This is a genomic window from Beijerinckiaceae bacterium (assembly GCA_004564215.1).
In the GTDB taxonomy this organism is placed as follows: domain Bacteria; phylum Pseudomonadota; class Alphaproteobacteria; order Rhizobiales; family Beijerinckiaceae; genus Methylocapsa.
The window spans coordinates 849,492-875,423 of the sequence record CP024846.1; the positions used below are offsets into that span (position 1 = coordinate 849,492).

The following is a 25,932-nucleotide window of genomic DNA, read 5'->3' on the forward strand; positions in this document are numbered from 1 at the left end:
TAGTTAAATCCAGGCGCAAAGGCCAGTTTCGTTTCGGATTTTTCGTGTTAAACGAGCGGGCGCGGCGATCAGGCCGTCTGCGCCCACCCCGCCCGAACTTCCATAAATCTTTCGAGCCGCAGGACTCATCCCATGCCCGACGCGGTCATCACCCGTTTCGCACCCTCCCCGACCGGATTTCTGCATATCGGCGGCGCACGCACAGCACTCTTCAATTGGCTCTATGCGCGCCACGCCGGCGGCAAAATGCTGCTGCGCGTCGAGGATACTGACCGCGAGCGCTCAACCGCCGCGGCGATAGCCGCCATTCTGGATGGGCTTTCCTGGCTTGGCCTCAATTGGGACGGCGATGTCATTCATCAATTCCAACACGCCGCGCGCCACCGCGAAATCGCGGAAAGCATGCTCGCGTCCGGCAATGCCTATCATTGCTACGCAACACCCCAGGAACTCGACGAGATGCGGGAGAAGGCCCGCGCCGAGGGGCGGCCACCGCGCTATGACGGGCGCTGGCGGGAGCGATCCGCCGCGGAAGCACCGGCCGGCGTGAAGCCCGTCATCCGGCTCAAGGCACCGCAGGAGGGAGAAACCGTTCTCAATGATCAGGTCCAGGGCCGGGTCGCCTGGGCCAACAAAGATCTCGACGATCTTGTACTTCTGCGCTCGGACGGCACGCCAACCTATATGCTTGCGGTGGTCGTCGACGATCACGACATGGGCGTCACTCACATCATTCGGGGCGACGACCATCTCACCAATGCTGCGCGCCAGATGCAGATCTATCAGGCGCTCGGATGGCCGGTTCCGATCATGGCCCATATTCCGCTCATCCATGGCGCCGACGGAGCCAAATTGTCGAAGCGACATGGAGCGCTGGGCGTCGATGCCTATCGCGCCATGGGCTATCTGCCCGAGGCGCTTCGCAACTACCTCGTCCGGCTTGGCTGGAGCCAGGGTGACAAGGAGTTTTTCTCGACGCAGGAAATGATCGATGCGTTCGACCTCGCCCACGTCGGTCGCTCGGCCGCGCGGTTCGATTTCGCGAAGCTCGAAAGCATGAACGCCCATTACATCCGAGCCAGCCGCGATGAGGATCTCGTTGCCGCCATAGCGGCCAATTTCGGCCATCTGCCGAATGGCGCCGAGGCATACAAAAAATTCGATGCTTCGATGCGCGAAAAACTAACCGCTGCGATGCCAGGCCTCAAGGAGCGCGCCAGAACTTTGGTCGAACTGCTGGACGGTGCCCATTATTTATTTGCCAACCGCCCGATCGTCCTCGACGCCAAAGCTGCCGAAATCCTTGAAGCCGGCGGACGGACGCATCTTGCGGGATTGGTCCCACGTTTTGCGGCGCTCCAGAACTGGACCGCCGCCGGCCTCGAAGCCGTGGTCCGCGACTATGCCGGAGAGACAGAGATCAAGCTTGGGCAGGCGGCGCAACCTTTGCGCGCCGCGCTTACGGGCCGTTCGACGTCGCCCGGAATTTTCGATGTACTGGAAGTGCTGGGCCGCGAGGAAAGCCTCGCCCGTCTGCGAGATCAGATTTTATGAAGCCGCGTCGGTTTACCTTCGGGACGGCGGAAGAATGTTCCCAATGGTCATGTTCTTGCATTCTCGCTATCGAGTTGACGCAATCATGGTGTTCCAAAGCCGTGCGGAAAGCCGATTTTCCCGCGCTTGAAAGGGCGCCGCGCATAAGCTAGTGTTTTTGCACCGCATCATTCTTGTTTGCAAGAGAGCCTGGCGGTTCGGCGCGTGAGGCTCAACTCAAAAATCGTCAAGGAAGGCAGCCTCTATGAGCGCGACAACCGCTTCGTTCAGTTTCGGTGAAAACGCCGTCAAAATGCCCATCAAGGCCGGATCGATCGGCCCGTCGGTTGTCGATATCGGTAAGCTTTATGCCGAGACCGGGATGTTTACCTATGATCCCGGCTTCACTTCGACGGCGAGCTGCGAATCCGAAATCACTTATATCGACGGTGACAAAGGCATTTTGCTTTATCGCGGCTATCCGATCGACCAGCTCGCCGAGCACGGCGATTTTCTCGAAACCTGTTATCTGTTGCTCTATGGGCAATTGCCGACGGTGACCCAGAAAAAGGATTTCGACTACCGAGTCACGCGCCATACGATGATACACGAGCAGATGGCGAGGTTCTTTCAAGGCTTTCGCCGCGACGCTCATCCGATGGCCGTCATGGTCGCATGCGTCGGAGCTCTATCGGCATTCTATCATGATTCGACCGATATTTCGGATCCGAGGCAGCGCATGATCGCGTCGATGCGGCTGATCGGCAAGATGCCGACGATCGCGGCCATGGTTTACAAATATGCGCTTGGCCAACCCTTCGTTTACCCAAAGAACGAGCTTGAGTATTCCGAGAATTTCATGCGGATGTGCTTTGCAATTCCGTGTGAGGAGTACAAGATCAATCCGGTGTTTGCCCGCGCGCTCGACCGAATTTTCATTCTTCATGCCGATCATGAGCAGAACGCCTCGACATCGACGGTCAGGCTTGCCGGTTCCTCCGGCGCAAATCCGTTTGCCTGCATCGCTGCGGGGGTCGCTTGCTTGTGGGGACCGGCGCATGGCGGCGCCAATGAAGCGGCGCTGAAAATGCTGATGGAAATCGGTAAGGTCGAAAATATCCCAAAGTTCATTGCCCGCGCCAAGGACAAGAACGATCCGTTCCGGCTCATGGGCTTTGGCCATCGCGTTTACAAAAACTACGACCCTCGCGCCAAGATCATGCAAAAGACCTGTCATGATGTCCTGAACGAACTCGGCATCAAGGACGATCCGCTGCTTGAAGTCGCTATGGAACTTGAAAGAATCGCGCTCAGCGACAGTTATTTCGTCGAGAAGAAGCTTTATCCGAATATCGATTTTTATTCCGGGATCACGCTGAAGGCGATGGGTTTCCCGGTCTCCATGTTCACAGTGCTGTTCGCTGTGGCGCGCACTTCCGGCTGGATCGCGCAATGGAAGGAAATGATCGAGGATCCAAGCCAGAAAATTGGCCGTCCGCGCCAGCTCTACATCGGGGCCCCGAGACGCGACTATGTCGCGATCGACAAGCGCCAGGCTTGAACCGGGCGCGAGAAGCCCTTCGCGGGGATTCGATCCATCTCTCGAATTGGATCGACCAATGGGTTTGACGATGGGTGACGCTTCTGGCGAGCGGGGTTTACAGCCTCGCCTTCCATCGCGGTCGGCCGCAGCCAAGACGGAGCCGATGGAGGCGATGTTGAGCCCGCGAAACGGGACGGTTGCATGCTGGCGAGGACGCTGCTAGCGAAAGCTGGGTGCACCTTTTTCAAAAGCCGGTTTAGCTCAGTTGGTAGAGCAACTGATTTGTAATCAGTAGGTCGCGGGTTCGACTCCTGCAACCGGCACCAGCCTTTTCACTGTCTAACTCGTTGACAATACACCGTATATCTGCGTGAACGCTTGGCGCAGGCTCCTTCATTTTAGCGAACAGATCGGGGCTATTTCGAACGCGCGCCATACGGAAGGGTTCACAACCGGAACAGAGACCGTCGCTATCTTTGCGGCGGGTCTGCTGCCGGAGAATTTGTGATGCCAGTGAGGGGCGTTCAGCAATGACTGTCCCTACCGTGACCTTCGTCGGGACCTGTAACCTGCCCATCAGGTTGCAGCTGGAGGTGGCGTCGGCTTGACCAACTCGCCGATATCCGGCTCGCCGCAGCGAGCCAACATGGCTTTGCGTACACTGTCGCGCAACCTCAGCAAAGACGCGAAATCAACGTCGGATGGGGTGACGGGACTGGCGATATCGACACTGATCGAGGTCCAGCGCGGAAACCATTGCTCGCTGCGGAGCATCGACCGAGTCCCGCGGATAACACCCGGCAGGACTGGCAGGTTTGCTTCGGCCGCCACCTTGAAAGCTCCCAGATAGAAGGCGGAAAGGCCAGCCCTTCGTGTAAACGTGCCTTCAGGAAAAAAAACCAGGATGCGCCCCTGACGCGCGGCGGCGGTTACGGTCTCGGCATCGGCAAGGCTGGTAGCCACATCAAAGCGCTCGACAAACAAGGTTCCCAACCGGCGCAAGAATGGACCGGCGAAAACCTGTCCGGCCAGTTCCTTCTTCGCGACGAAAGCGGGCTCGCCTGGCAATGCCGCGGCGAGGACAAGAGCGTCCATGTAGCTTGAATGGTTGAACACGAGAATCGCGTTGCGCGGCGGGATGCGATCGGTGCCGCTGATTGAAAGGGGAGCCCCTACGGCGGCGAGCGCAGTTCGAGCGATCGCTCGCAACGCGGCCCAGCGCCAGGCGAGCCGCGGCAGGGTCATGACGGCCAGCCATCCGAACAGAAAGCCGAAGGCCACCACGCTCCACCACCAGGCGGCGTAGAAAAACTCCGCCGAAAGGCGGCTTAGGCGCCGGAGCTGCGGGCCAAATCCCGCCAGCGACAGACGCAGGATCTGCCACCAAAACGCGCGTTGCGGCGCGCCAATGCGCCCTCGCTCATAGAGCTCCTTGGCTGCGCTTCGGCGAATCTTGCCACTCGAAGTCTTGGGCACCGTTCGCGCTGGGGCAAGGACGATCTCGTCGGGCGGCGCACCGGCGATGTCGGTCACGACCTCGTGCGCGCGGGTTTGCAGTGCCGCGCGAGCAGACGCGTCCGTTTCGCGCGTCTCGGCCAGGACGACGACCCGCTCCGTGCCGGAGGTGCGATCGGTAACTCCAAACACCGCGACGCCTCCCTTGCGGATGCCGGGAATCTCTGCGATGGCCTGCTCGATTTCTTGCGGATAGATGTGACGACCGGCGCGAATGATGATGTCCTTGATGCGGCCGGTGACGTAGACGTCGCCACCTGCCATGTAGGCGCGATCGCCGCTGTCAAGCCAGCCATTGCGAAAAACTTCGCGCGTTTTCGTCTCGTTGCGGAAATAGCCGGAGGTCGCCGAGGGGCCACGGAATTCGAGCCGCCCTTCTTGCCGCTCACCGACCTCGTGGTCGGCCTCGTCGACAATTCGAATTTCATGGCCCGGCAGAGGCTGGCCGCAGGCAACGATCTCAAGAGGTTTTAGGTCATCGGCTCTTGCCGCCTCCGCCACACCGCGGCTGCTGAGGGCCTCGCGGTCCACCCGATCGATGATAGGGGGACGGCCAAGCGGCGGAAAGGCTAGTCCCACGGCATTCTCGGCAAGGCCATAGACTGGCGCCATCGCCCCAGGCCGGAAACCATAACGTCCAAACCTCTCTATGAAACGCCGCAGCGTCTGAACGCTGACGGGCTCCGCCCCGTTCGCGATCATGCGGAGCCTGCTCAGGTCGAGGCCCTTGAGATCGGTGTCATTGATCTTGTTCAGGCAAAGTTCAAATCCGAAGTTAGGTGACGCGGAAAGGGTCGCACCAAACCGATGGATCGCCCAGAGCCAACTCTCGGGGCGAACGAGAAAACTTAGCGGAGACATCGCATAGAGCGGGGCCGCGAAATGGAGACATCCGAACCACGCGCCGATCAGCCCCATATCGTGGTAAAGCGGAAGCCAGCTGACGAAGACGTCGGCAGAGCTCGCCGCCATGACTTGCCCCATCGCCCGAATATTGGAAAGCAGGTTGGCATGGCTTAGCACCACCCCCTTGGGATCCCCAGTGCTGCCCGACGTATATTGGATGAGCGCGGTCGAACCCGCGTCGGTAACCAGCGGCAGTTGCACAGCGGGCGGTTCAGCGGCAAGGCTCGCAATGCTCTCCACCTTGCTCAAGGTTTCCACTTGACCTCGGAGTAGTCCGGCAAGCCGCAGCCCTTCGGGCATAGTTACGAGGATGCGGGCACCCGCGTTGCGCAAAATGCCAGCTTGGCGCCGTAGGTGATCCTCGAGTTGCGACATTCGCATCGGCGGGTAGATCGGTACCGGCACAGCACCGGCATAGAGGATGCCGAAAAACCCGCTAAAGAAGTCGAGGCTCGTCGGCAGCATCAAGGCGACACGATCCCCCGGTGCGATGTCACGTTGGATCAGTCCTGCCGCGACAAGGCGAGCCGTTTTCGCCAATTCCCCGTAGGTCATTGTACCTATCACCATGGAGTCGTCTTGAAGGACGGTCAGGTGGAGGCGATCGGGATGTCGCTCCGCATGCCAGTCGAGAACCTCGATTAGCGTCCGCGCCTCGGCGGCGGCGGGTACCAGAGGCAAGGACGGCGCGATGGCCGCTTCGCCATGGACAAGATCTCGGTACGGGCCTGCCTCCTGCAGCGCATGAAGGAGATCGCCAATGGTATCCACCTCTCCAATGGTCTGGATCGGCAGCCGCACTCGGAACGCGCGCTCGATCCGCAAAATCAGCTCGGTACGGCCGAGGCTGTCGATGCCGAGATCCCGCTCGAGCTGACTGGAAGATGAAACATCGACGAATCTACTGCGTCCTGGATGGAGCTCGCGGGCGAGTTCCTGCACAATTACGATCAGATCGGCTTCTGGCGATCCGTGATCCGCCACGATAGTGCCCGCGCTAAATTGTTTTTCCACGAGACAAAGCTAAGCGTTTCTAGGGAGACAGCGTTGATGCGGATCAAAGCTTTCGAGCATTGCCGTCATAGCGCGGGACCCTGCTTCGTGCACTGCGCAATCCTTCAATACATAGTATGCATTGCGATGACACGTCGATCCCGGTTCCGATCCCAAACCGATCAACAACGAGAGCTTTACTGTCGGCTACCGCAATTCGTGCCTTATCACTTTACCAATTGCATTCTTTGGAAGCTGGTCACGAAATTCGATGACTTTCGGCACTTTGTAGGCGGTGAGCATCTGGCGCAAATGCGCCATCAGCTCCTGTTCGGTAAGACGAGGATCGCGTTTCACCACGAACAGCTTGACGGCCTCGTCGCTGCGTGCGTCCGCGACACCCTTCGCCCCCGCTTCCAGAACTCCAGGATGAATAACCGCCGCATCCTCAACCTCGTTGGGAAAAACCTTGAAGCCCGACACAACAATAACATCCTTTTTGCGGTCAATAAATTTGATGAAGCCATCTTCACGCATGTAGCCCACATCGCCGGTAAAGAGCCATCCACCCGCCCTGATGACTTTGGCCGTCTCGTCTGGAGCATTCCAATAACCCTTCATAACCTGTGGCCCGCGGACGCAGATTTCCCCGATCTCGCCAATTGGTAATTCGTTCCCGCCATCGTCTCGAATACTCACATCGGTTGACGGAATCGGCACGCCAATCATCCCCGTATAATCCTCGATATCGAGGGGATTGACACAGACAACCGGCGACGCCTCCGTCAGACCATAGCCTTCGGTAATTGGAACGCCTGTGACCTCTTTCCACCGCTTTGCGACGGCCGCGTGCACAGCCGCACCGCCACCGACCGTCAGTTTCAAATCGGAAAAATCCACCTTTGCGAAATCGGGATGATTCATGAGTGCGTTAAAAAGCGTGTTCACGCCCGTCATCGCGGTAAACCTCGTCCGCCGCAGGAAAGCGACCAGAGCGGCAATATCGCGTGGATCCGTAATGAGCAGGTTATGACCACCAATGCTGATGAACGTCAGAAGGTTCGCCGTCAAAGAGAAGATATGAAAAAGCGGCAAGGGAGTAATGGCAATTTCAACACCCTCTTTGAGCTCCCTGCCGATCCAAGTTGCGGTCTGCACGACGTTCGCGACAAGATTTCCGTGCGAGAGCATTGCGCCTTTTGGAATCCCCGTCGTACCGCCGGTATACTGCAACAACGCGATATCATCTCGGACGATGTCCACTTTGATCAGCGAACTCGAACCACCCTCCACAAGGGCTCGTCGGAACGCAATTGCATGGTGAAACCTGCAGGGCCTCACTCTGTGGCCGATGTGCCTTGCGACAACATTAGTGAGCCACCGCCGCGGCGCGGGCAGTAGATCGCCGGGCGCCGTCGTGATCACGGCCTTCAGTTCTGTCGATCCTATGAATTCTGCGAGTTTGTAGGCAAAACTCTCAAGCACGACGACGGCCTGCGCGCCGGAATCCTTGATCTGACGCTGAAGTTCGTGGGGCGTGTAGAGCGGATTGATGTTGACGACGATAAGCCCCGCCCGGAGCACGCCGAAGAAGGCCACCGGATATTGCAGCAAATTCGGTAGCATCAAAGCAACGCGCGCGCCTTTCGGCAGCCGCAACACATTCTGCAAGTACGCGGCGAAATCCCGACTCTCACGTTCAAGATCGGCGAAGGTGAGTGTTCCCCCCAGATTAGATAATGCCGGTAAATTCGAGTAGCGCGAACAATTGAGCTCGAGCATTTCGTTCAAGGACGCGTACTTGTTGGTATCGATTTCAGCAGGGATACCCGGCTGATACGCAGATAGCCAAATCTTGGCAGTCACAATAGAACCTCGGGGGAGAGCCAGCGTGGCGTATATCGTCGCGCCGGACGTCGAGCAGAGCAAACACAAGATATGTCGACAATAGATCGACAGATCGCTTCATGCGACCCCCTGACGACTTGCATTCGCCTCGGCAGGCATGTCTCATAAAAATCTGGTCGGCTTTTCCGGTTCCGGCACGCCCCAGCATAATCGATCTGGAGCAAATCTTTGTCGACCAGATTCTGTCCATCCGATCGGGAAATGCGCCGCAGGCTTAGGTCACCTTGAATCGCGCTGCGAGGGACCGTTTGTGGTCGGATGCTGGCAGCCGAGCTTAGGAGGGGATGGGCGGAAAGAGCCAATAGTTACCATGTTGGTCTTTTTGGGGGCGCACGACGAATACCGAGCAGTTGGCGTGCCGTACAATTTTCTGGGCGTTGGACCCGACGAGGTAAGTGCCCATCGATGGACTATGCGAGCCAACGATAATGAGATCAGCTCCCCAATCCTCCGCTTCAGCAAGAACCTCGTGGTAGACTACTCCGGTCCGCGTCGTGTGCGAGAAACGCCCAGTTGGAACATTGGCTTTCTTGGCCATCTCTTGGAGTTGCGAATCGGCGGCATTTTCTCGTTCGGCGCTGATATTTGGCGGCAGGAATATTTGAAAGCTGTGCGGAATTTCGGGAAGAACATGAATCATTCTAACCGCGCCATCGGTCAATGCCGCGAATTGCGCAGCGAGAAAGACGGCGAACTCAGCCACAGTGGTTTCGGCGGTGTCGATTGGAACAAGGATCTTCCTGAACATTTGCCTCCCCTTCTTAACTCAACCTAACCGGTGCCCGACGGCTTGTCGGTTTAAGCAAACGCATCATTTTGCCGATTATTCGTTGATGCGGATCAGTTGGCATGGAAGGCGCCGTCGCAACGCTGTAATTGAATACTGGACTGTTAGGCTGTTTGAAGAGACATTGCGATCTGATCTAGACTGCCATTGCCTTTCCATCGAAGGGACCGCTTATTGGCCGCGATTGGCAATCGTCGCCCAACTTTCGATGCTGTGACAAAGCAGGATCGCCGGTTGCACAACGAGATCAAGTTGATTGTAAAATCTTGAAAGTCAACAGTCATTCCTCAGAGCCATTTGAAAAATGGGGCCATTGTCAAATCGGGTCCGGAGGATGCATGCTGGGGAATGCCGCACGTCCAGCCGCTCATTGTCGCACAGCTTCTTGTACTCCTAGCCTTAGCTAACGGGACCCCGGTCATCGCCAAAAAGATTCTCGGAACCATTCTCGCGCATCCTCTCGATGGCGGGATGACTCTGGCAGATGAACAGCCTTTATTTGGCCACTCCAAAACCATTCGCGGCGGCGTGCTCTCGATCGTCGTGACCACCTTGTGCGCGCCCTGGATTGGACTGGACTGGACCGTTGGCCTCGTCGTCGCGGCAACAGCGATGATGGGCGATCTATTTTCAAGCTTCACCAAGCGCCGGATGAATATGGCCCCCGGTAGCATGGCGCTGGGCCTGGATCAGATCCCGGAGTCCCTTCTGCCAGCTATCGCTTGTCGATGGGTTTTGCCCATCACGGTGCTGGATGTCGTTTTAGTGACCGCCCTTTTCTTCGTCGGCGAACTTGTCGTTTCTCGCGCTCTCTATGCGTTCAAAATCCGCGATCGGCCCTATTGAGGTCGAGCCGTGCCCAGCTGAACGGAGACAATGAAGCGTGATCTCCGGCGGGCAATTAAAACGGACGGGCACCACGGACGCGCCGGCGCCGACCGAAGTGTAGCCGGCCATATCTCCATATTTCCAGGCGCCTGAACCGAGAGACCTCGGCAAGGCGGCATCGAGGGTGATGGGGATACCGCCGGGGAGGCAGATCTGCCCGCCGTGTGTGTGCCCGCTCAACAGCAGATCGAATCCCGCATGCGCAGCCTGCCGGTAAATTTCCGGCGTGTGGGACAAAAGGATCGAGAACTCTTCGTGCGGAATCGCGTCGGCGGCTTTCTCGATATTGTCCACTCTGAAAAAGTGGGCATCGTCGATTCCCGCCAGATGAATCCGTTGGCCGCCGCGTTCGATGACAATACATTCATTGAGCAGCATTCGTATCCCCATTCCTTCCAAGTCGGGGACCATGCGGATCGTATCGTGGTTGCCCAAAACGCCGTACACAGGCCCTTTCAGGGCCTCGCGCAGTCGCGCCATCCCGGCAAGGGATAGATTGAACGGTCCAAAAGTCTTCCCCCGATAGTCGCCGGTAAGGACGCAGAGCTCGTATTCCAGGCTCGGCAAGAGGTCTAGGAGGCGGGTCATCGCCGGCTGGCTCATATCCGTATGCAGATCGCTCAGATGTAAGATCCTAAAGCCATCGAAGGCCTTTGGAAGACGGTGCGAGACAATTTCGTTCCGCCTCAGCCGAACCTTGGCGGCGTTCCGCCGCCCCCGCCAGTAAAGTCCCGACAGCCGAAGGACTCGCTCAATGAGTGCGTGCGAAAAGAGCAGGTTCTCGATATGAAAGAAGTTCAGCCCCTGCCCAAATACTTGCGCCTCATGATCCATTTCGATCCCGAGGCGCTGACGGGTATGCAGACGGCCGAGGCGCTTCTCAAGCTTCTCCTCAATATCGTCCGGATCGAGAAACCTTACCGCGGCGGCAGATGGATGCTTCATACTGGGTTTTTCAAGATAGGATTGGCAACATACTCTTATTAGCCTCTTAGCATCTTCGGACCAATGGATAAGATTGATCTGCCGCAAGGCCTTTTCGCCGGCGGCAGTTCAATATCAGCCTTAGAATCGAGAGGCGGGAGCCAGCGCTGCGGTGAGAAGAGAGGGACCAGACTTGACGAAGAGATCCATACGCGAACTCGATGGCGCGTTGCGCGCGGCCACGGATTGGATTGACGATCTTATGCAACGGCTTGGCTGGCAGGATCGCGACAAAGTCTATTCGGCTCTGATCGCCGCATTGCATGCGCTGCGCGATTGGCTGCCTCGCGACGAGGCCATCTATATCGGGGCATGTTTCCCGCCGTTGCTGCGTGGACTCTACTACGAGGGCTGGCATGCGGCCGGACAGGTGACGGCCAAAAGCCGCCGCGCATTCTTGGAGCGCATTCATGATGGCGTGCATCGCGAACCGGGTATCGACGCCGAGCAGGTCGCCAAGGCCGTGTTGGCTCTTCTCGCGGCGCGTTTGCCGCCAGCCGAGCTCGAGAATGCAAAAGCTGCCACGCCAGAAGAACTGCATGGACTTTGGCCTAGCTAAAGCACTGGAGATCGGTTGAGAATATGAGCGCCTCTGCTCAGTTAAAACCGGATGTGCGCCAGATCATCCGGGTCTTTGTCTGCGGTGACGTGATGACGGGGCGCGGCATTGATCAGATCTTGCCGCATCCGTGCGACCCCCGTCTGCATGAGGGTTGGATGCAATCGGCAAGCGGCTATGTCCGGCTAGCTGAGCAGATAAATGGAAGGATTCCGACGCGTGTGGCGCCTTCCTATATCTGGGGCGCGGCTCTGGAACAATTGACTCGAGCGCCGCCTGATGCCTGCGTGATCAACCTCGAAACCAGCATTACGCGCAGCGACGCCTACATTCCCAAGGGCATCAATTATAGAATGAGCCCCGAAAACGCAGAATGCCTGCGCGCAGCCGGCATCGATTGCTGCGTGCTCGGCAATAATCATGTGCTCGACTGGGAACGCGCCGGTCTGCTTGAGACCTTGGCCACTCTCGAGCAATTGCGGATCAAGAGCACCGGAGCTGGTCGCGACCTGGCCCAAGCGCGGGCGCCCGCCGTCCTGGAGATAGAAGGCAAAGGACGAGTGGTCGTCTTTTCCTTTGCTTCATCGACAAGCGGCGTCCCACGCAGTTGGGCGGCAATGCAAGGGGCTGCCGGCGTGAACCTCTTGCCGGACCTCAGCGATGACACTGCCGCAGAGATCGCCGGCCAAGTCGCGCACGTACGACAACCAGGCGATGTGATCATCGCGTCCATCCATTGGGGAGGGAATTGGGGATACGAGATTCCGGAGGAGCAACAACGCTTCGCGCATGCCCTCATCGATCGGGCCAATGTTTCTCTCATCTACGGCCATTCCTCGCATCACGCGAAAGCCATCGAAATATATAAGAACCGGCTCATCCTTTATGGGTGCGGCGACTTCTTGAACGACTACGAAGGCATCAGGGGCTACGAGGAATTTCGTGGCGATCTCGTCTTGATGTATTTTGCCAGTTTCCATTCCTTAACTGGACACCTGACCGATCTCGAATTGGTGCCCCTTCAGATCCGGCGCTTTCAGCTCGTCCCTGCATCCCCGGCAGATATTCATTGGATACAGCGGACACTTAGCCGCGAGAGCGAGCAGTTTGACGCGCGCATCAGCATCGGGCTGAAGACCGATGGGAGACTGGCCCTGTTCTGGCCTGAGACCATCGAGCGTTCAAGTTCCTACCCTGGCGATCGTCAACACGGCTGATGAGATTGCGCCTCTCAACTCCATCAAGCCATTTCTTGACAAAATGCCAACGAAAGAGACGCGCATCATTCAATGTCCCGGCGAAGTTGGCGTTGGCTTTCAACATCTTGCCATGCTTGCCGGCCATCAGACGCATGCTCGCATTTGGCCTGAAATTTTCGCTTGGCTGAAGGCGCGGTATTGAACTCGCGGCATTCAAGGCGTTGTTCGAGACCTCTGTGAGGTCGCAATGGTCCGCGATAACAGTCCCATGTTGGATCAGGCAGGCGATGGCAAATTGCCCGGACCGATGCCGGCTTTCGGACGCTCATCCGGGAGCGCCCGCCCTTCCGCGATAAAATACACGGTCTCTGCAATATTAGCCGCGTGATCGCCCATGCGCTCAATATTTTTGGCGCAAAACGACATGTGCAGGCAGAAGGCGATATTGCGTGGATTCTCCAACATATAGGTCAGAAGCTCCCGAAACAGCGAGCTGTTCATGGCATTGACTTCGACGTCCCTGCGCCATACGGCGAGCGCTTCGGCGGCATCACGCTGTGCATAGCTGTCGAGCACGCGACTCAGCTGGTCGATAACCAGCTTCATCATCCGGTCCAGCTGGAGCATGACCGCGTTCGGACGAAACTCATCGGCGAGCGTCGCTGCCTCGATCGCGATGTTCTCGGCGAGATCGCCAATCCGCTCGAGATCATTGGAGATGCGTAGGTCCCCGATGATCTCCCGCAAATCGACCGCCATCGGCTGCCGGCGTGCAAGGGTGACCACCGCTTTTTCTTCGATTTCACGCTGGAGCGCATCAATTTGATCGTCGACTGTGACGACACTCTTGGCTAGAGTAATATTGCAGTTGGCCAGAGCGTCGATTGCGTCAGCCATCTGCCTCTTTGCAAGAAGCCCCATGGCAGCGATCTTCTGGGCGAGTTCCTGCAAATCGGCATCGAAAGCCCTGACGGTGTGCTCGTACATGGTCACTCCCCTTGGATCTAGCTCCGCGACTGCAATGTCAATTACGAGCGTCTCACTGGAAGCATGACCTTCGCGCACTCTTTCATGCGCAAAATGATCAAATTGGCATGCCCACACTTGGCCCAAGCCTGGCCGCTACAAATCACCGCGTGGCAGGCCAAAGCAAAATATCGAGTCCATCGGTCCGCTTATTGATACACGTCAATACCTACGTTTGCCCATCGATCATTTTTGAGTGTTAGAAATAGTGCTGAGACAAGCCTAATATGGAATATGAGCAAATCCGAAAATATCCTGAGGATTATGTCGACGCTAATCTTCAGAATTACGACAAATATACCAAGGCGTTCTCATGGACCGAGGCGCGGGCGCTGCTCGATGGATTGCCACGAGGCGGCCTTAATATCGCGCATGAGGCTGTCGACCGGCACGTATTGGCCGGCCGCGGCGGCAAGCTCGCACTGCGCTGGATCGGCCGTGACAATCGCATCCAGGACTTCTCCTACGCGAACCTCCTGGCCGCGACTAATCGATTCGCCAATGTCCTGGCGCAGCGCGGCGTTGGAAAAGGTCAGCGGGTCTTCTCGCTGCTCGGCAGGACACCCGAGCTCTATATCGCTGCCCTTGGTACGCTCAAGAATGGGAGCGTCTTCTCACCGCTGTTCTCGGCATTCGGTCCTGAACCAATCATGGCGCGCATGACGATCGGTGACGCTAAGGCCCTCATTACCTCAGAGGCGCTTTACCGGCGCAAGATCGAGCCCTGGCGCCACGAACTTATGTGCCTTGAGCATGTCTTTTTGACCGATTGCTCAGATAATCCGCCCGCGGGCACAACCAATCTTACGGCTGCCATAGCGGCAGCATCGGACTCTTTTGAAACCGTATGGACGGGCCCAGAGGACATGGCCCTTCTGCATTTCACCAGCGGAACGACCGGAAAGCCGAAGGGGGCGGTCCATGTGCATGAAGCAGTCGTTGCCCATCACGTCACAGGTCGGCTCGCTCTCGACCTTCATCAAGATGACATCTTCTGGTGCACCGCCGACCCTGGTTGGGTGACGGGCACCTCCTACGGCATCATTTCTCCGTTCACGAATGGTGCAACGCTCGTCGTAGACCAAGCCGAATTCGATGCCGAACGGTGGTATCGAATCCTCCAGGACCAGAGGATCAACGTCTGGTACACTGCCCCAACTGCAATCCGCATGCTGATGAAGCTTGGCGCCGACATCGCGAAGGGGTTCGATCTGTCGAGCCTGCGTTTCATGGCCAGTGTCGGCGAGCCCCTCAACCCGGAGGCTGTCGTCTGGGGCGTTAAGGCGTTCGGGATGCCGTTTCACGACAATTGGTGGCAGACCGAGACCGGTGGCATCATGATCGCCAACTACCCATCGATGGACGTGAAGCCAGGGTCGATGGGCAGACCGCTGCCGGGAGTAACGGCTTCCGTCGTCGAGCGGAACGGAAGCGGAGAAATCCATGAGATCACAGAACCGATGGTCATGGGAGAACTCGCGCTACGCCCTGGCTGGCCGTCGATGATGCGCGCCTATCTCAATGAGGAAGAACGCTACCGCAAATGCTTCGCCGGCGGCTGGTATTTAACCGGGGATCTCGCGATGCGGGACACAGAGGGCTATTATTGGTTTGTTGGCCGCGCTGACGATGTCATTAAGAGCGCCGGCCATCTCATCGGCCCCTTCGAGGTGGAGAGCGCCCTCATGGAGCACAACGCAGTCGCCGAGGCCGGGGTGATCGGTCTTCCGGATGACATTGCTGGGGAGGTGGTGAAAGCCTTCATTGCCCTCAAGGATGGGATCGAAGCGACGGAACAATTGCGCAAGGAGTTGCTGGGCCACGCGCGCAAGCGCTTGGGTCCGGCGATCGCCCCAAAGGATATCGCTTTTCGTAAAAACCTGCCAAAGACGCGCAGCGGCAAAATCATGCGCCGGCTTTTGAAAGCACGCGAACTCGGCCTGCCGCTGGGCGATCTCTCAACGCTCGAAAGCGAGGAGCAATGAGCGACAAACCCCATTTGTCGCGGGCGCATGAACTGGATCTCTTGAAGCAGATGATCCGCATCCGTCAATTCGAGGATAAATGCGCCGAACTTTATACGCAGGAGAAGATCAGGGGCTTTCTTCATCTTTACGACGGCGAGGAGGCCGTCGCCGTCGGCGTAATCCCCGTGCTGGAGAAGCGTGATCGAATCGTTGCGACCTATCGCGAGCATGGCCATGCGCTCGTGCGCGGAGTGCCGATGAAAACCGCGCTTGCCGAAATGTATGGCAAGCGGGAGGGCTGCAGCGGCGGCCGTGGCGGCTCCATGCACCTGTTCGACCGGGAGAGTAATTTTTATGGCGGCAACGCCATTGTCGGTGGCGGGCTTCCGCTGGCAGTCGGCCTCGCGCTTGCCGACCACATGCGCGGCGAAAATTGCGTCACCGCTTGCTTCTTTGGCGAAGGTGCCGTCGCCGAGGGTGAGTTCCATGAAAGCCTCAATCTTGCGGCTCTTTGGGCACTGCCGGTCCTATTCATATGCGAGAACAATCTTTATGCTATGGGGACGGCGCTGGCCCTCTCCGAATCGGAGACAGACATTCACCTCAAGGCGGCAAGCTATCGGCTCGCATCAGAGACCGTCGACGGTATGGACGTAATCGCGGTCGAGGCCGCTGCGCGGCGGGCCGTCCAGGCGGTGCGTGAAACCGGCAAGCCCTATTTCCTCGAATGTCGGACCTATCGATTCCGCGCTCACTCGATGTTTGATGCGCAACTCTACCGGGACAAAGCCGAGGTCGAGGCTTGGCGGCGAAAAGGCCCTATCGTGCGATTTCACGGATGGCTCGAGGCAAACAAGATGATTCACCCGGAGGACATGACGCGCATCGAAGCCGAGGTCGCCGCCGAAATCTCCGAAGCCGTTGCTTTCGCCGAGGCAGGAACATGGGAACCGGTCGAGCGCCTCACCCGCTTCACCTATGCGGAAAGGGCAGCCTAACAGGCGGGCAATGGGCATCATGCCGAACAATGCGGGCCAAGCGGAACCCTTGGAACTTAGCTACCGGGAAGCTGTGCGCGCGGCGATCCGGGACGCGCTTATCCGCGATCAGCGTGTCTTCCTCATGGGTGAGGACGTTGGCCGCTACGGCGGTTGCTACGCGGTGAGCAAGGGGCTGCAGGCGGAGTTCGGACCAGAAAGGATCCGAGACACACCGCTGTCGGAATCGGGTTTCACAGGCGCCGGCATTGGCGCCGCCATAGCAGGCATGCGCCCGATCGTCGAATTGATGACGGTGAATTTCAGTCTGCTCGCGCTCGACCAGATTCTCAACACCGCGGCCAGCATTCGTCACATGTCGGGCGGCCAATTCGGTGTGCCGGTGGTGATCAGGATGGCGACCGGCGCCGGCCGTCAGTTGGCCGCTCAGCACTCGCATAGTCTCGAAGGGTGGTACGCTCATGTTCCCGGGATCAAGGTGCTCGCCCCGGCGACGCTCGAGGACGCGCGGGGGATGCTGTGGACGGCTCTTCAAGACCCGGACCCGGTGCTGATCTTCGAAAATATCATGCTCTACAACATGACCGGAAAGCTTGCGGCCGACGCTGGGCCGGTCGAAATCGAAAAGGCCGCGGTGCGCCGCCACGGGCGGGATATTTCTCTCATCACCTATGGCGGTTCGCTGTGGAAAACACTCGAAGCGGCAAGCCAGCTCGCCAAGGAAAATATCGAGGCGGAGGTCATCGATCTACGCAGCCTGCGGCCGCTCGACGATGCGACGATCGTGGCGTCGGTGAGCAAGACCCGGCGCGCCGTCATTGTTGATGAAGGATGGCGCAGCGGCAGCATTTCGGCGGAAATTTGCACGCGTATCGTCGAACAGGCTTTTTGGGAACTCGACGCGCCGCTCGGGCGCGTATGCAGCGAAGAGGTGCCGATCCCCTACCCGCATCACCTTGAGCAAGCCGCGCTTCCCCAGCCATCGAAAATCGTTGCGGCGGTGAAATCAGCGCTCGGGCGCGACAGGTGACCCCCGTGGTAGAGTTTCGCATGCCCTCGCTTGGCGCCGATATGGAAGCTGGAACACTCGTCGAGTGGTTGGTCAAGCCGGGCGATCGGGTCAAGCGCGGCGACGTCGTCGCCGTGGTGGAAACACAGAAAGGGGCGATCGAAATTGAAATCTTCGAGACCGGCGAGATTGAACAAATTCTGGTCGATCTCGGCGCCAAAGTGCCTGTCGGCACGCCGCTAGCGGAAATTCGAACGGACAAAGAAGAGGTGAAAGCCGGGATGGTCGCGAGGCCGGCACGAGAGGCCCTCGAGGTTGCAGCATCGGTCCCTATCACTGCTCCTCCTGGGGCGGTTCCGCCCGCCGCGCCAGTCCCGTTGCCACTTTCCGCCGGCCGCGTACAGGCCTCGCCTGCGGCGCGACAGTTTGCGCAAATACATGACGTCGATCTCGCCTCGATCACAGGTACCGGTCCTGCCGGGGCCATTGTCAGAGAGGATGTGGAGCGCAAGCATGCCGCCGTTGTGCGCCCCATCGAAAAGAAGCGCGCCCTAGGCCTCGACCTCGATGCGATGCGCGGAGCGATCGCAGCCGCCATGGCACGTTCGAAGCGTGAAATTCCCCATTATTATCTCGAGCACCAGGTCGACGTGACGCCTTGCGAGGCCTGGCTTGCGCGGACGAATGCCACGCGTCCGCCGGAAAGCCGGCTGCTCATGGGCGCAGTTGCGATGAAGGCCGTTGCTTTGGCGGCCCATCGCTTCCCCGCCTTTAATGGATTTTATCTTGACGAGAAGTTCGAACCATCTTCCGCCGTCCATGTAGGCATGGCGATCGCCATTCGCGGCGGAGGTTTGGCTGCGCCCGCGATTCACGATGCGAACCGGCTTTCGTGCGATGCCCTCATGGCGTCGATGCGCGATCTGGTGGCACGCATGCGGTCCGGCCGCATCCGCAGCTCCGAGATCGCTGATGCGACCATCACCGTCTCAAGTCTCGGCGAACGCGGAGTCGAGGCGCTCTACGGCATCATTTATCCGCCCCAAGTGGCAATCGTCGGGGTCGGCAAGGTTGTGGCACGGCCTTGGATCGTCGATGATGCAATCGTCCCACGTTCCATCGTGACCATAACGCTTTCGGGCGATCACAGGGTCAGCGATGGCCATGCTGGCGCATTGTTCTTGGCCGAAATCGGCAAGCTTCTGCAGGAGCCGGATCAATTATGAGCGATCTCGACATTGGCGCGGTGCTGCGGGAGGAGCTCGGAAACATTGCGCCGGAAATCGATATGAATTCGGTCGATCCGTCGGCGGACCTGCGCGAAGCACTCGACATCGATTCCATGGACTTCCTAAACTTTATTACCGCCATCCACCAACGTCTGGGGGTAAGCATTCCGGAGATCGATTATCCAAAGCTCATGACCCTCGACGGAGCCGTCAGCTACCTTAAGACGAAACTCCGGTGATATACGCGGGGTGTAACCCCGGTTTTTGGATCTACCTGTGAATTCTCATCTCTCGTAAATTCCAACAATGCCTGCCTCGGCGAGCACATATTTGCGCGCCTCGCGTTCGACCTCGCGGCAGGATGGTTCTTTGCGCAGCGGCAAATGATCCAGCGAGAGCGCAAGCAGCTGAAATTGATAGTGGTGAGGCCCGTGACGGTGTGGCTGGCACGGACCGCCATAACCTAACCGATTGAAATCATTGATTGCCTGCTTGAGCCCCTCCTTTTCGCAGTTTCGATCGAACCCTTGCGCGAGACCCATTCGGTTGGCCGGAATGTCGTAAAGAGCCCAATGATGAAAAGTGCCCGACGGAGCATCGGGATCATCGCAGAGAAGCACGAAGCTGCGGGTCTCTGTTGGCGCCCCGCCCCATTGAAACGGCGGGGATAGATCCTCTCCGTCACAGGTGTAGCGAGAGGGAATTGTCCCGCCATTAAAAAAGGCGCTCGAGCTGAGCTGCAAAGCAGCCTCCATCACATCGCATTGTAAGCATTCTGCACTTCCGTCGTTTGAATAGTTTGACACGGGTCAATCTCCACATGCAGATTGAGGTATATGAAGACCATAATATGCTTTCAGTCCCCTATATGTTTCAGCACGGCAATGGCAGCACGTTTCAATCGGAAATGGTCACGGTGATGAGCGTGAAAGAAGAGGGAGCAGGCGCGTCCGCATGCGACACAAAGAGGATCGCCGCGACCCATGCCCCAAAGCGCTCGTGAGCGTGCCAGGATGGGAACATTTTCCGCATGATGCCGACCTCGGCCTGTGCGGCTGGGGCGCGACCGTAGCGGAAGCGTTCGAACAAGCCGGGCACGCGCTGACGGCGGCAATAACCGATGCAGCTGTCATACCCCGTACCTCGGTCGAAGTGCGTTGCGAAGCACCGGACATCGAACTTCTATTCGTCGAATGGCTCAATGCGATCATTTACGAAATGGCGGTCAGGCACATGCTGTTTGACAGTTTTGCTGTTCATATCGAGGGCGAACGGCTCGAAGGCAAGCTTCAGGGCGAGCCGATCGATGTCCGGCGGCACGCTCCCGCTTGCGAACCCAAAGGGGCAACCTATACGGCGCTGAAGGTCGCCAAATCGCCCAACGGCATATGGTCCGCAGCCTGCATCGTCGACGTCTAGAACAGGATTACCAATTTGAGTGGAGCATTCTTCATAGGCACGTCCACATAGGCACGTCCACGACTTAATGACCGCACATGATCCCGCTCGAAGCGGGACCTGCTTTAGCCGAGATAGCGATGGATCCTGCTCTTTTTACTCGTGTCGATCCGACGACATGGCGGGTTGAGCCAACCGGCCGGATGCGCGTGCCTGCGATCATCTATGCGGATGAGGACCTCATTCGTGGCATGGACGACAAAGTCTTTGCGCAGGCCACAAATGTCGCAATGCTTCCCGGCATTATCGGTGCCTCCTATGCCATGCCCGATGCGCACTGGGGGTATGGCTTTCCGATCGGCGGTGTAGCGGCATTCGATCCGGCGCAGGGCGGCATTGTTTCGGCAGGAGGGGTCGGATTCGATATCTCCTGTGGCGTGCGCACCATGCTGACCGGCCTTTCCGTATCGGACATCATGAATGTGCAGAAGTCGCTTGCCGACTCGCTGTTTCAAAACATTCCAGCAGGCGTTGGGAGCAAGAGCGCCATCCGCCTCGACCTGATCGAGATGGATCTGATGCTGGCTGGTGGCGCGCGCTGGGCGGTCGAACGGGGCTGGGGAGAATGGCGCGACCTCGAGCGGATCGAGGAAAGAGGCACAATGGCCGGCGCCAAGCCCGAAATGGTCTCCGAACGCGCCAAGGAAAGGCAGCGTCGGGAGATGGGCACGCTCGGCTCGGGCAACCATTACCTTGAAGTCCAAGCTGTCGCCGAGATCCTTGACGCCTCCGTCGCTGATGCCTTCGGCCTCCTGAAAGACCAGGTCGTCGTCACGATCCATTGCGGCTCGCGCGGGCTCGGGCACCAGATCGGCACTGAGTTCCTGAAAGAAATGGTGATGACCGCGAAAGAGTCAGGCATTGAGCTTCCAGATCGCGAACTCGCCTGCGCACCGATCCATTCGGAAGTTGGGCAGCGCTATCTCGGTGCCATGCGCGCGGCGATTAATTGCGCGCTTGCCAACCGCGAAATCCTCGGCCACAATGCGAGGCGCGTGTTCGGACATTTCTTCCCGGATTGCGCCTTGCGCCTGCTTTTCGACGTCTCGCACAATACGTGCAAGGTCGAGATGCATGTCGTAGACGGAAAGCGGCGCGAACTCTTTGTTCATCGCAAAGGTGCGACCCGGGCCTTTGGCCCCGGCCATGAAAGCCTTCCAAAGGCTCTGCGATCGATTGGTCAGCCCGTGCTCATTGGCGGCAGCATGGGGACGAGTTCATATATCCTGGTGGGCGAGGCGACGAGCGAAGCGAAGGCATTTTCATCCGCCTGCCATGGCGCTGGGCGTGCCCTCTCCCGGCACGAGGCGCTTAGACGTTGGAGCGGCCGCAAGATCGTCGATGATCTTGCTGCGAACGGCATTCTGATACGGAGTCCGTCGACCCGCGGCGTTGCGGAAGAAGCGCCTGGTGCCTACAAAGATGTCACTGCAGTCGTGGCCGCCGCCGAACAGGCAGGCCTCGCCCGAAGAGTGGCGCGCCTCAAGCCTCTCATTTGCATCAAAGGGTGATAAGTAAATTCGGTTTCAATCTCATATCAGTCGTGTAGGCGGTAGCGGACGTCTCGAGCGCTACTGCGGTGTGCCGGCGTCGGTCGGATGGATGCTCGCCAACGCCATGAGTTTCGTGAGGCCGCTTGCTTCTGACCCCACTTTTTACCGGCTTCAACCAAAGTGATCATCGGAAGCCGTAGCCGGACAGGTGATGAATTTTGGTGCCGGTCTGGTGCTCGCGTCCCTCAAGGCGTAATTTCCAATACGAAATCGAGCTGGAGGATGGCTCATGTCCTGGTCCCTGACGATCGGCCGCTTTGGTGCAACGACCGTGCGGGTTCATCTCACCTTTTTTCTCCTCCTTGCTTGGATCGGCGTCAGCGCCTGGCAGAAGGGAGGCCTTCCGGCGGCGCGCGATAGCGTGCTCTTCATTGCGCTCCTCTTTTCCTGTGTCGTCCTCCACGAATTCGGCCACATCCTCATGGCGCGGCGTTTCGGGATCGAGACGCCGGAGGTGATCTTGCTGCCGATCGGGGGAGTGGCGCTCATGCCACGCATGCCGCAGAAGCCTTCGCAGGAACTCGCGGTTGCGATCGCGGGACCGATGGTGAACATCGTTATCGCCTTTCTTCTCTTCCTCGTCCTCGGAACGATTCAACCCGATGATTTGACGCGGATTGATGATCCACGCGTCTCCTTTCTCGCGCGGCTCGCCGCCGCCAACGTCTTTCTGGTTCTCTTCAACATGATTCCCGCTTTCCCGATGGACGGCGGCCGTGTCCTACGCGCGCTCCTCGCCATGAAACTCGGGGGAGCCAGAGCAACACGTCTCGCCGCCTTCATTGGGCAGGCCTTCGCATTTGTGCTTGGCTTTCTTGGCCTCTTCGGTAATCCGCTCCTCGTCTTCATTGCGATCTTCGTTTATATCGCCGCAGCGGGAGAAGCGCAGATGACCGCCTTCAACGAGGCGGCACGCGGGCTTTCCGTGGGCGACGCAATGGAGACGCGTTTCAACGCGATCCCGGTCGAAGCGAACTTGGCCACGGCGATCGAAATGCTGCTCGCGACCGCGCAGCATGAATTTCCAGTGGTGGACGCTTTCGGAAAGCCGGTCGGCCTCCTCGTGCGCGAAGACATACTCTCGGCGCTGAAGGACCACGACCGTGAGGCGGCAATCACTGCTTTTATGCGCGCGCCAGTCGAGACTGTGGGGAGCGCATCCCCACTTGAAGAGGTGCTCGACCGGCTCCACGGATCGCAAGCCGCTTTGGCCGTCACCGATTCCAAAGGGATCCTCGTCGGTCTCCTCACGCGTCAGAACCTTGCTGAGATGATGATCATCAAGACCAAGCGGCCCAACTGGCGCTTCGATCGTGGCTGAGCAGTGATGGCGCTCCGCGCATTCGGAGTGGCTGCCGCGCTGTGCAAGCCAAGTCGTGATCATCCAAACGACTTCAACACCTCACGAAGGGGTAACTCCAATGGTATTGTCTTCTCCCCATGTCTGCTGGTTTGAAACGCTCCGGCTTGAAGATGTTCCCCTGGTCGGCGGCAAGAATGCCTCTCTGGGTGAGCTTTACCGTGAGTTGGGTGAGGCGGGTGTCAAGGTGCCGAATGGCTTCGCCCTAACGGTCGCAGCCTATGCCGACGCATTGTCATCGGCAAAGGCATGGGCTGGCCTGCATACGCTGCTGGACGATCTCGACATTGCTGACGTCGACTTGCTGGCGGAGCGAGCCGCGCAAGCGCGCAAGATTGTCTACGACGCCACCGGCAACGCCAAACTTCGTGCGAACATGGAGGCGGCCTATCGCCGGCTCGAGACGCAATATGGTACCGGCGTTGCAGTGGCTGTGCGCAGCTCGGCTACCGCCGAGGATCTGCCGACTGCGAGCTTTGCCGGACAGCATGAAAGTTATCTCAACATTCGCGGCGCGGATGATCTTTTCGAGGCCTGTCGCCTCTGCTTCGCCTCGGTGTTCACCGACCGCGCCATCGTCTACCGCGCGAACAATGGGTTTGACCATTTCAAGGTCGGGCTCTCGGTCGGCGTGATGAAAATGGTGCGCTCGGATCGCGCGAGTAGTGGCGTGATCTTCACGCTCGATACGGAGTCCGGCTTCCGCGATGTGGTGTTCATCACGGGCATCTATGGGCTCGGAGAGAACCTCGTACAGGGCAAGGTGGAGCCGGACGAGTTCCACGTGCACAAGCCGACCTTCCAGCAGGGATATCGCGCCGTGCTGCGCCGCTCGCTCGGACAAAAGCAGCTGCGCCTCATATATGCGGAAGGCCATACCGGATCGACCACCCGCAATGTTTCCACTACCGAGGCCGAGCGGGCCTGCTTCTGCATCGAGGATGGTGAGGTGCTGAAGCTCGCCGACTATGCTATCCGCGTCGAGGAGCACTACTCGCACCGCGCGGGCCATGCCGAGCCGATGGATATTGAATGGGCGAAGGACGCCGACGACGGCGGACTCTACATCGTGCAGGCGCGCCCGGAGACCGTGGCCTCCCAGCGCTCGACAAGCGTGTTTGAGACTTACACGCTGACAGGCAGCGGTAGGTTACTTCTGTCCGGCAGCGCCATCGGCGAGAAGATTGGTACCGGTATCGTGCGCGTCGTTAATGGGACCGCGGACCTACACAGCTTCCAGCCTGGAGAGGTTCTGGTTGCGAGCTCGACAAGTCCCGACTGGGAACCCGTGATGAAGACGGCCGGCGCGATCATCACTGATCACGGCGGACGCACCTGCCACGCGGCGATTGTCGCGCGCGAACTCGGCGTGCCCGCCGTGGTGGGAGCGAAGACTGCCACACGCGCGTTACACAATGGCGAACGCGTCACCGTCTCCTGCGCGGGTGGCGAGGTGGGCGCGGTCTATGAAGGCGAGATATCGTTCGAGGTCGCACGTCTGCCTGCTAGCGCCTTGGCGCTGCCGAAAACTGAGATCATGATAAACTTGGGCAATCCAGATCTTGCGTTTCGCAACGCCATGATGCCAAACGCCGGCGTTGGCCTGGCCCGCATGGAATTCATCATTAGTGAGCATATCGGTATCCACCCGATGGCGCTGGTGCATCCCGAGAAAGTCGCGGGGCCGGATATGGAGCGGATCCGCGCCGTCACCCGTAACTTCGACTCGCCACGCGAGTTTTTTGTCCGCACGTTGGCTGAGGGCGTCGGTACGATCGCCGCCGCATTCTACCCCAAGCCGGTGATCATTCGGCTTTCGGACTTCAAGACCAACGAATACGCGCAGTTGATCGGCGGTGCTGCATTCGAACCGCGGGAGGCCAATCCGATGCTCGGCTTCCGCGGCGCGTCACGCTATGCTCATCCCGCCTATGCCGATGGCTTCGCCCTGGAGTGTGCCTCGCTGCGCCGTGTCCGCGAAGAGATGGGGCTGACTAATCTCCGGGTCATGGTGCCCTTCTGCCGCCGCGTGACCGAAGCCGAGCGCGTGCTACAGGTGATGGCGCAGCATGGTCTCGAACGCGGTCGCAACGGTCTGGAGATCTATGTGATGTGCGAGATCCCGAACAATGTCATCCAGGTGGATGCGTTCGCTGCCATATTCGACGGGTTCTCGATTGGCTCTAACGACCTGACGCAGCTCACGCTCGGCGTGGACCGCGATTCCGAAATCGTAGCGTTCGATTTCGACGAGCGCGATCCGGGCATGTTGGAAATGCTGCGGCTGGCCGTTACAGGGGCGAAGCGGAATGGCCGGCACGTCGGCATTTGCGGCGAGGCTCCGGCGAACTACCCGGAGATCGCTCAATTTCTCACCGGCCTCGGCATCGACTCGATCAGTGTCAATCCCTCGAGCCTGGTGCGCACCATCGCCGTGGTGCGCGAGGCAGAACAGTCGGGGGGAGGGAAGTGAGGTTGTGGCTGTCCTGCTTAAAGCAATAGATCAGGTCCGGTTAT

The 25,932-nt window shown here is 58.8% G+C and carries 20 protein-coding genes and 1 tRNA gene; 15 read left to right on the forward strand and 6 right to left on the reverse strand.

The window, feature by feature from the left end; genetic code table 11:
* Nucleotides 1-132: 132 nt before the first annotated feature.
* The 3 genes from CU048_04025 to CU048_04035 all read left to right on the forward strand — a co-directional run bounded on the left by CU048_04025 (nucleotide 133) and on the right by CU048_04035 (nucleotide 3,402).
* A complete protein-coding gene (locus tag CU048_04025; GenBank protein ID QBR70577.1) occupies nucleotides 133-1,554 on the forward strand; it encodes a glutamate--tRNA ligase in 1,422 nt (473 codons plus the stop codon).
* Between the two features lie 244 nt (nucleotides 1,555-1,798).
* On the forward strand, nucleotides 1,799-3,094 hold the full coding sequence (gene gltA, locus CU048_04030) for a citrate (Si)-synthase (GenBank protein QBR70578.1): 1,296 nt from the start codon (nucleotides 1,799-1,801) through the stop codon (nucleotides 3,092-3,094).
* 232 nt (nucleotides 3,095-3,326) lie between these two features.
* A tRNA-Thr gene (locus tag CU048_04035) sits at nucleotides 3,327-3,402 on the forward strand.
* 250 nt (nucleotides 3,403-3,652) lie between these two features.
* Here CU048_04035 and CU048_04040 read toward each other — a convergent pair.
* The 3 genes from CU048_04040 to CU048_04050 form a co-directional block, all read right to left on the reverse strand.
* On the reverse strand, nucleotides 3,653-6,484 hold the full coding sequence (locus tag CU048_04040; protein QBR72647.1) for an acyl-phosphate glycerol 3-phosphate acyltransferase: 2,832 nt from the start codon (nucleotides 6,482-6,484) through the stop codon (nucleotides 3,653-3,655).
* 213 nt (nucleotides 6,485-6,697) lie between these two features.
* Nucleotides 6,698-8,272, reverse strand: a complete 1,575-nt coding sequence (locus CU048_04045) for a long-chain-fatty-acid--CoA ligase (protein ID QBR70579.1) — start codon at nucleotides 8,270-8,272, stop codon at nucleotides 6,698-6,700.
* 400 nt (nucleotides 8,273-8,672) lie between these two features.
* Nucleotides 8,673-9,146, reverse strand: coding sequence for a universal stress protein UspA (locus CU048_04050; protein ID QBR70580.1), 474 nt, complete (start codon nucleotides 9,144-9,146; stop codon nucleotides 8,673-8,675).
* 387 nt (nucleotides 9,147-9,533) lie between these two features.
* Between CU048_04050 and CU048_04055 the strand changes: the two genes are divergently transcribed.
* Entirely contained in the window at nucleotides 9,534-10,031 is a 498-nt protein-coding gene (locus CU048_04055) for a CDP-archaeol synthase (GenBank protein ID QBR72648.1), read from the forward strand.
* Here the strand turns inward: CU048_04055 and CU048_04060 are convergent.
* Nucleotides 9,948-11,018, reverse strand: a complete 1,071-nt coding sequence (locus CU048_04060) for a metallophosphoesterase (GenBank protein QBR70581.1) — start codon at nucleotides 11,016-11,018, stop codon at nucleotides 9,948-9,950. The genes CU048_04055 and CU048_04060 overlap by 84 nt on opposite strands.
* A gap of 241 nt (nucleotides 11,019-11,259) precedes the next feature.
* Between CU048_04060 and CU048_04065 the strand changes: the two genes are divergently transcribed.
* Both CU048_04065 and CU048_04070 read left to right on the forward strand, forming a co-directional pair.
* Nucleotides 11,260-11,616, forward strand: a complete 357-nt coding sequence (locus CU048_04065; protein ID QBR72649.1) for a DUF2267 domain-containing protein — start codon at nucleotides 11,260-11,262, stop codon at nucleotides 11,614-11,616.
* 23 nt (nucleotides 11,617-11,639) lie between these two features.
* Nucleotides 11,640-12,833: a poly-gamma-glutamate biosynthesis protein gene (locus CU048_04070; protein QBR70582.1), complete on the forward strand. Its 1,194-nt coding sequence runs from the start codon at nucleotides 11,640-11,642 to the stop codon at nucleotides 12,831-12,833.
* A 258-nt stretch (nucleotides 12,834-13,091) separates the two neighbouring features.
* Here CU048_04070 and phoU read toward each other — a convergent pair whose 3' ends face one another.
* Nucleotides 13,092-13,802, reverse strand: coding sequence for a phosphate transport system regulatory protein PhoU (phoU, locus tag CU048_04075; GenBank protein QBR70583.1), 711 nt, complete (start codon nucleotides 13,800-13,802; stop codon nucleotides 13,092-13,094).
* Between the two features lie 266 nt (nucleotides 13,803-14,068).
* Between phoU and CU048_04080 the strand changes: the two genes are divergently transcribed.
* From CU048_04080 to CU048_04100, 5 genes are read left to right on the forward strand one after another with little or no spacing between them, the layout of a single operon-like run.
* On the forward strand, nucleotides 14,069-15,826 hold the full coding sequence (locus CU048_04080; GenBank protein ID QBR70584.1) for an acetate--CoA ligase: 1,758 nt from the start codon (nucleotides 14,069-14,071) through the stop codon (nucleotides 15,824-15,826).
* Nucleotides 15,823-16,806, forward strand: a complete 984-nt coding sequence (gene pdhA / locus CU048_04085) for a pyruvate dehydrogenase (acetyl-transferring) E1 component subunit alpha (GenBank protein QBR70585.1) — start codon at nucleotides 15,823-15,825, stop codon at nucleotides 16,804-16,806. The genes CU048_04080 and pdhA overlap by 4 nt, the downstream gene beginning before the upstream one ends.
* A gap of 49 nt (nucleotides 16,807-16,855) precedes the next feature.
* Nucleotides 16,856-17,836 carry an alpha-ketoacid dehydrogenase subunit beta gene (locus CU048_04090; protein ID QBR72650.1) on the forward strand — a complete coding sequence of 327 codons (981 nt, stop codon included), beginning with the start codon at nucleotides 16,856-16,858 and terminating at the stop codon, nucleotides 17,834-17,836.
* Between the two features lie 5 nt (nucleotides 17,837-17,841).
* Nucleotides 17,842-19,041, forward strand: coding sequence for a 2-oxo acid dehydrogenase subunit E2 (locus tag CU048_04095; protein ID QBR72651.1), 1,200 nt, complete (start codon nucleotides 17,842-17,844; stop codon nucleotides 19,039-19,041).
* Entirely contained in the window at nucleotides 19,038-19,283 is a 246-nt protein-coding gene (locus CU048_04100) for a phosphopantetheine-binding protein (GenBank protein QBR70586.1), read from the forward strand. The genes CU048_04095 and CU048_04100 overlap by 4 nt, the downstream gene beginning before the upstream one ends.
* A 45-nt stretch (nucleotides 19,284-19,328) precedes the next feature.
* Here the strand turns inward: CU048_04100 and CU048_04105 are convergent, their stop codons facing one another.
* Nucleotides 19,329-19,787 (reverse strand): YbhB/YbcL family Raf kinase inhibitor-like protein, encoded by a 459-nt coding sequence (locus tag CU048_04105; protein ID QBR72652.1) that lies wholly within the window; start codon nucleotides 19,785-19,787, stop codon nucleotides 19,329-19,331.
* A gap of 211 nt (nucleotides 19,788-19,998) precedes the next feature.
* Between CU048_04105 and CU048_04110 the strand changes: the two genes are divergently transcribed.
* The 4 genes from CU048_04110 to CU048_04125 all read left to right on the forward strand — a co-directional run bounded on the left by CU048_04110 (nucleotide 19,999) and on the right by CU048_04125 (nucleotide 25,888).
* A complete protein-coding gene (locus tag CU048_04110; protein ID QBR70587.1) occupies nucleotides 19,999-20,463 on the forward strand; it encodes an archease in 465 nt (154 codons plus the stop codon).
* A gap of 119 nt (nucleotides 20,464-20,582) precedes the next feature.
* Nucleotides 20,583-22,013, forward strand: a complete 1,431-nt coding sequence (locus CU048_04115) for an RNA-splicing ligase RtcB (protein ID QBR70588.1) — start codon at nucleotides 20,583-20,585, stop codon at nucleotides 22,011-22,013.
* A 271-nt stretch (nucleotides 22,014-22,284) separates the two neighbouring features.
* Nucleotides 22,285-23,376, forward strand: coding sequence for a site-2 protease family protein (locus CU048_04120; GenBank protein QBR70589.1), 1,092 nt, complete (start codon nucleotides 22,285-22,287; stop codon nucleotides 23,374-23,376).
* Between the two features lie 100 nt (nucleotides 23,377-23,476).
* Nucleotides 23,477-25,888 (forward strand): phosphoenolpyruvate synthase, encoded by a 2,412-nt coding sequence (locus CU048_04125; protein ID QBR70590.1) that lies wholly within the window; start codon nucleotides 23,477-23,479, stop codon nucleotides 25,886-25,888.
* Nucleotides 25,889-25,932 lie beyond the last annotated feature (44 nt).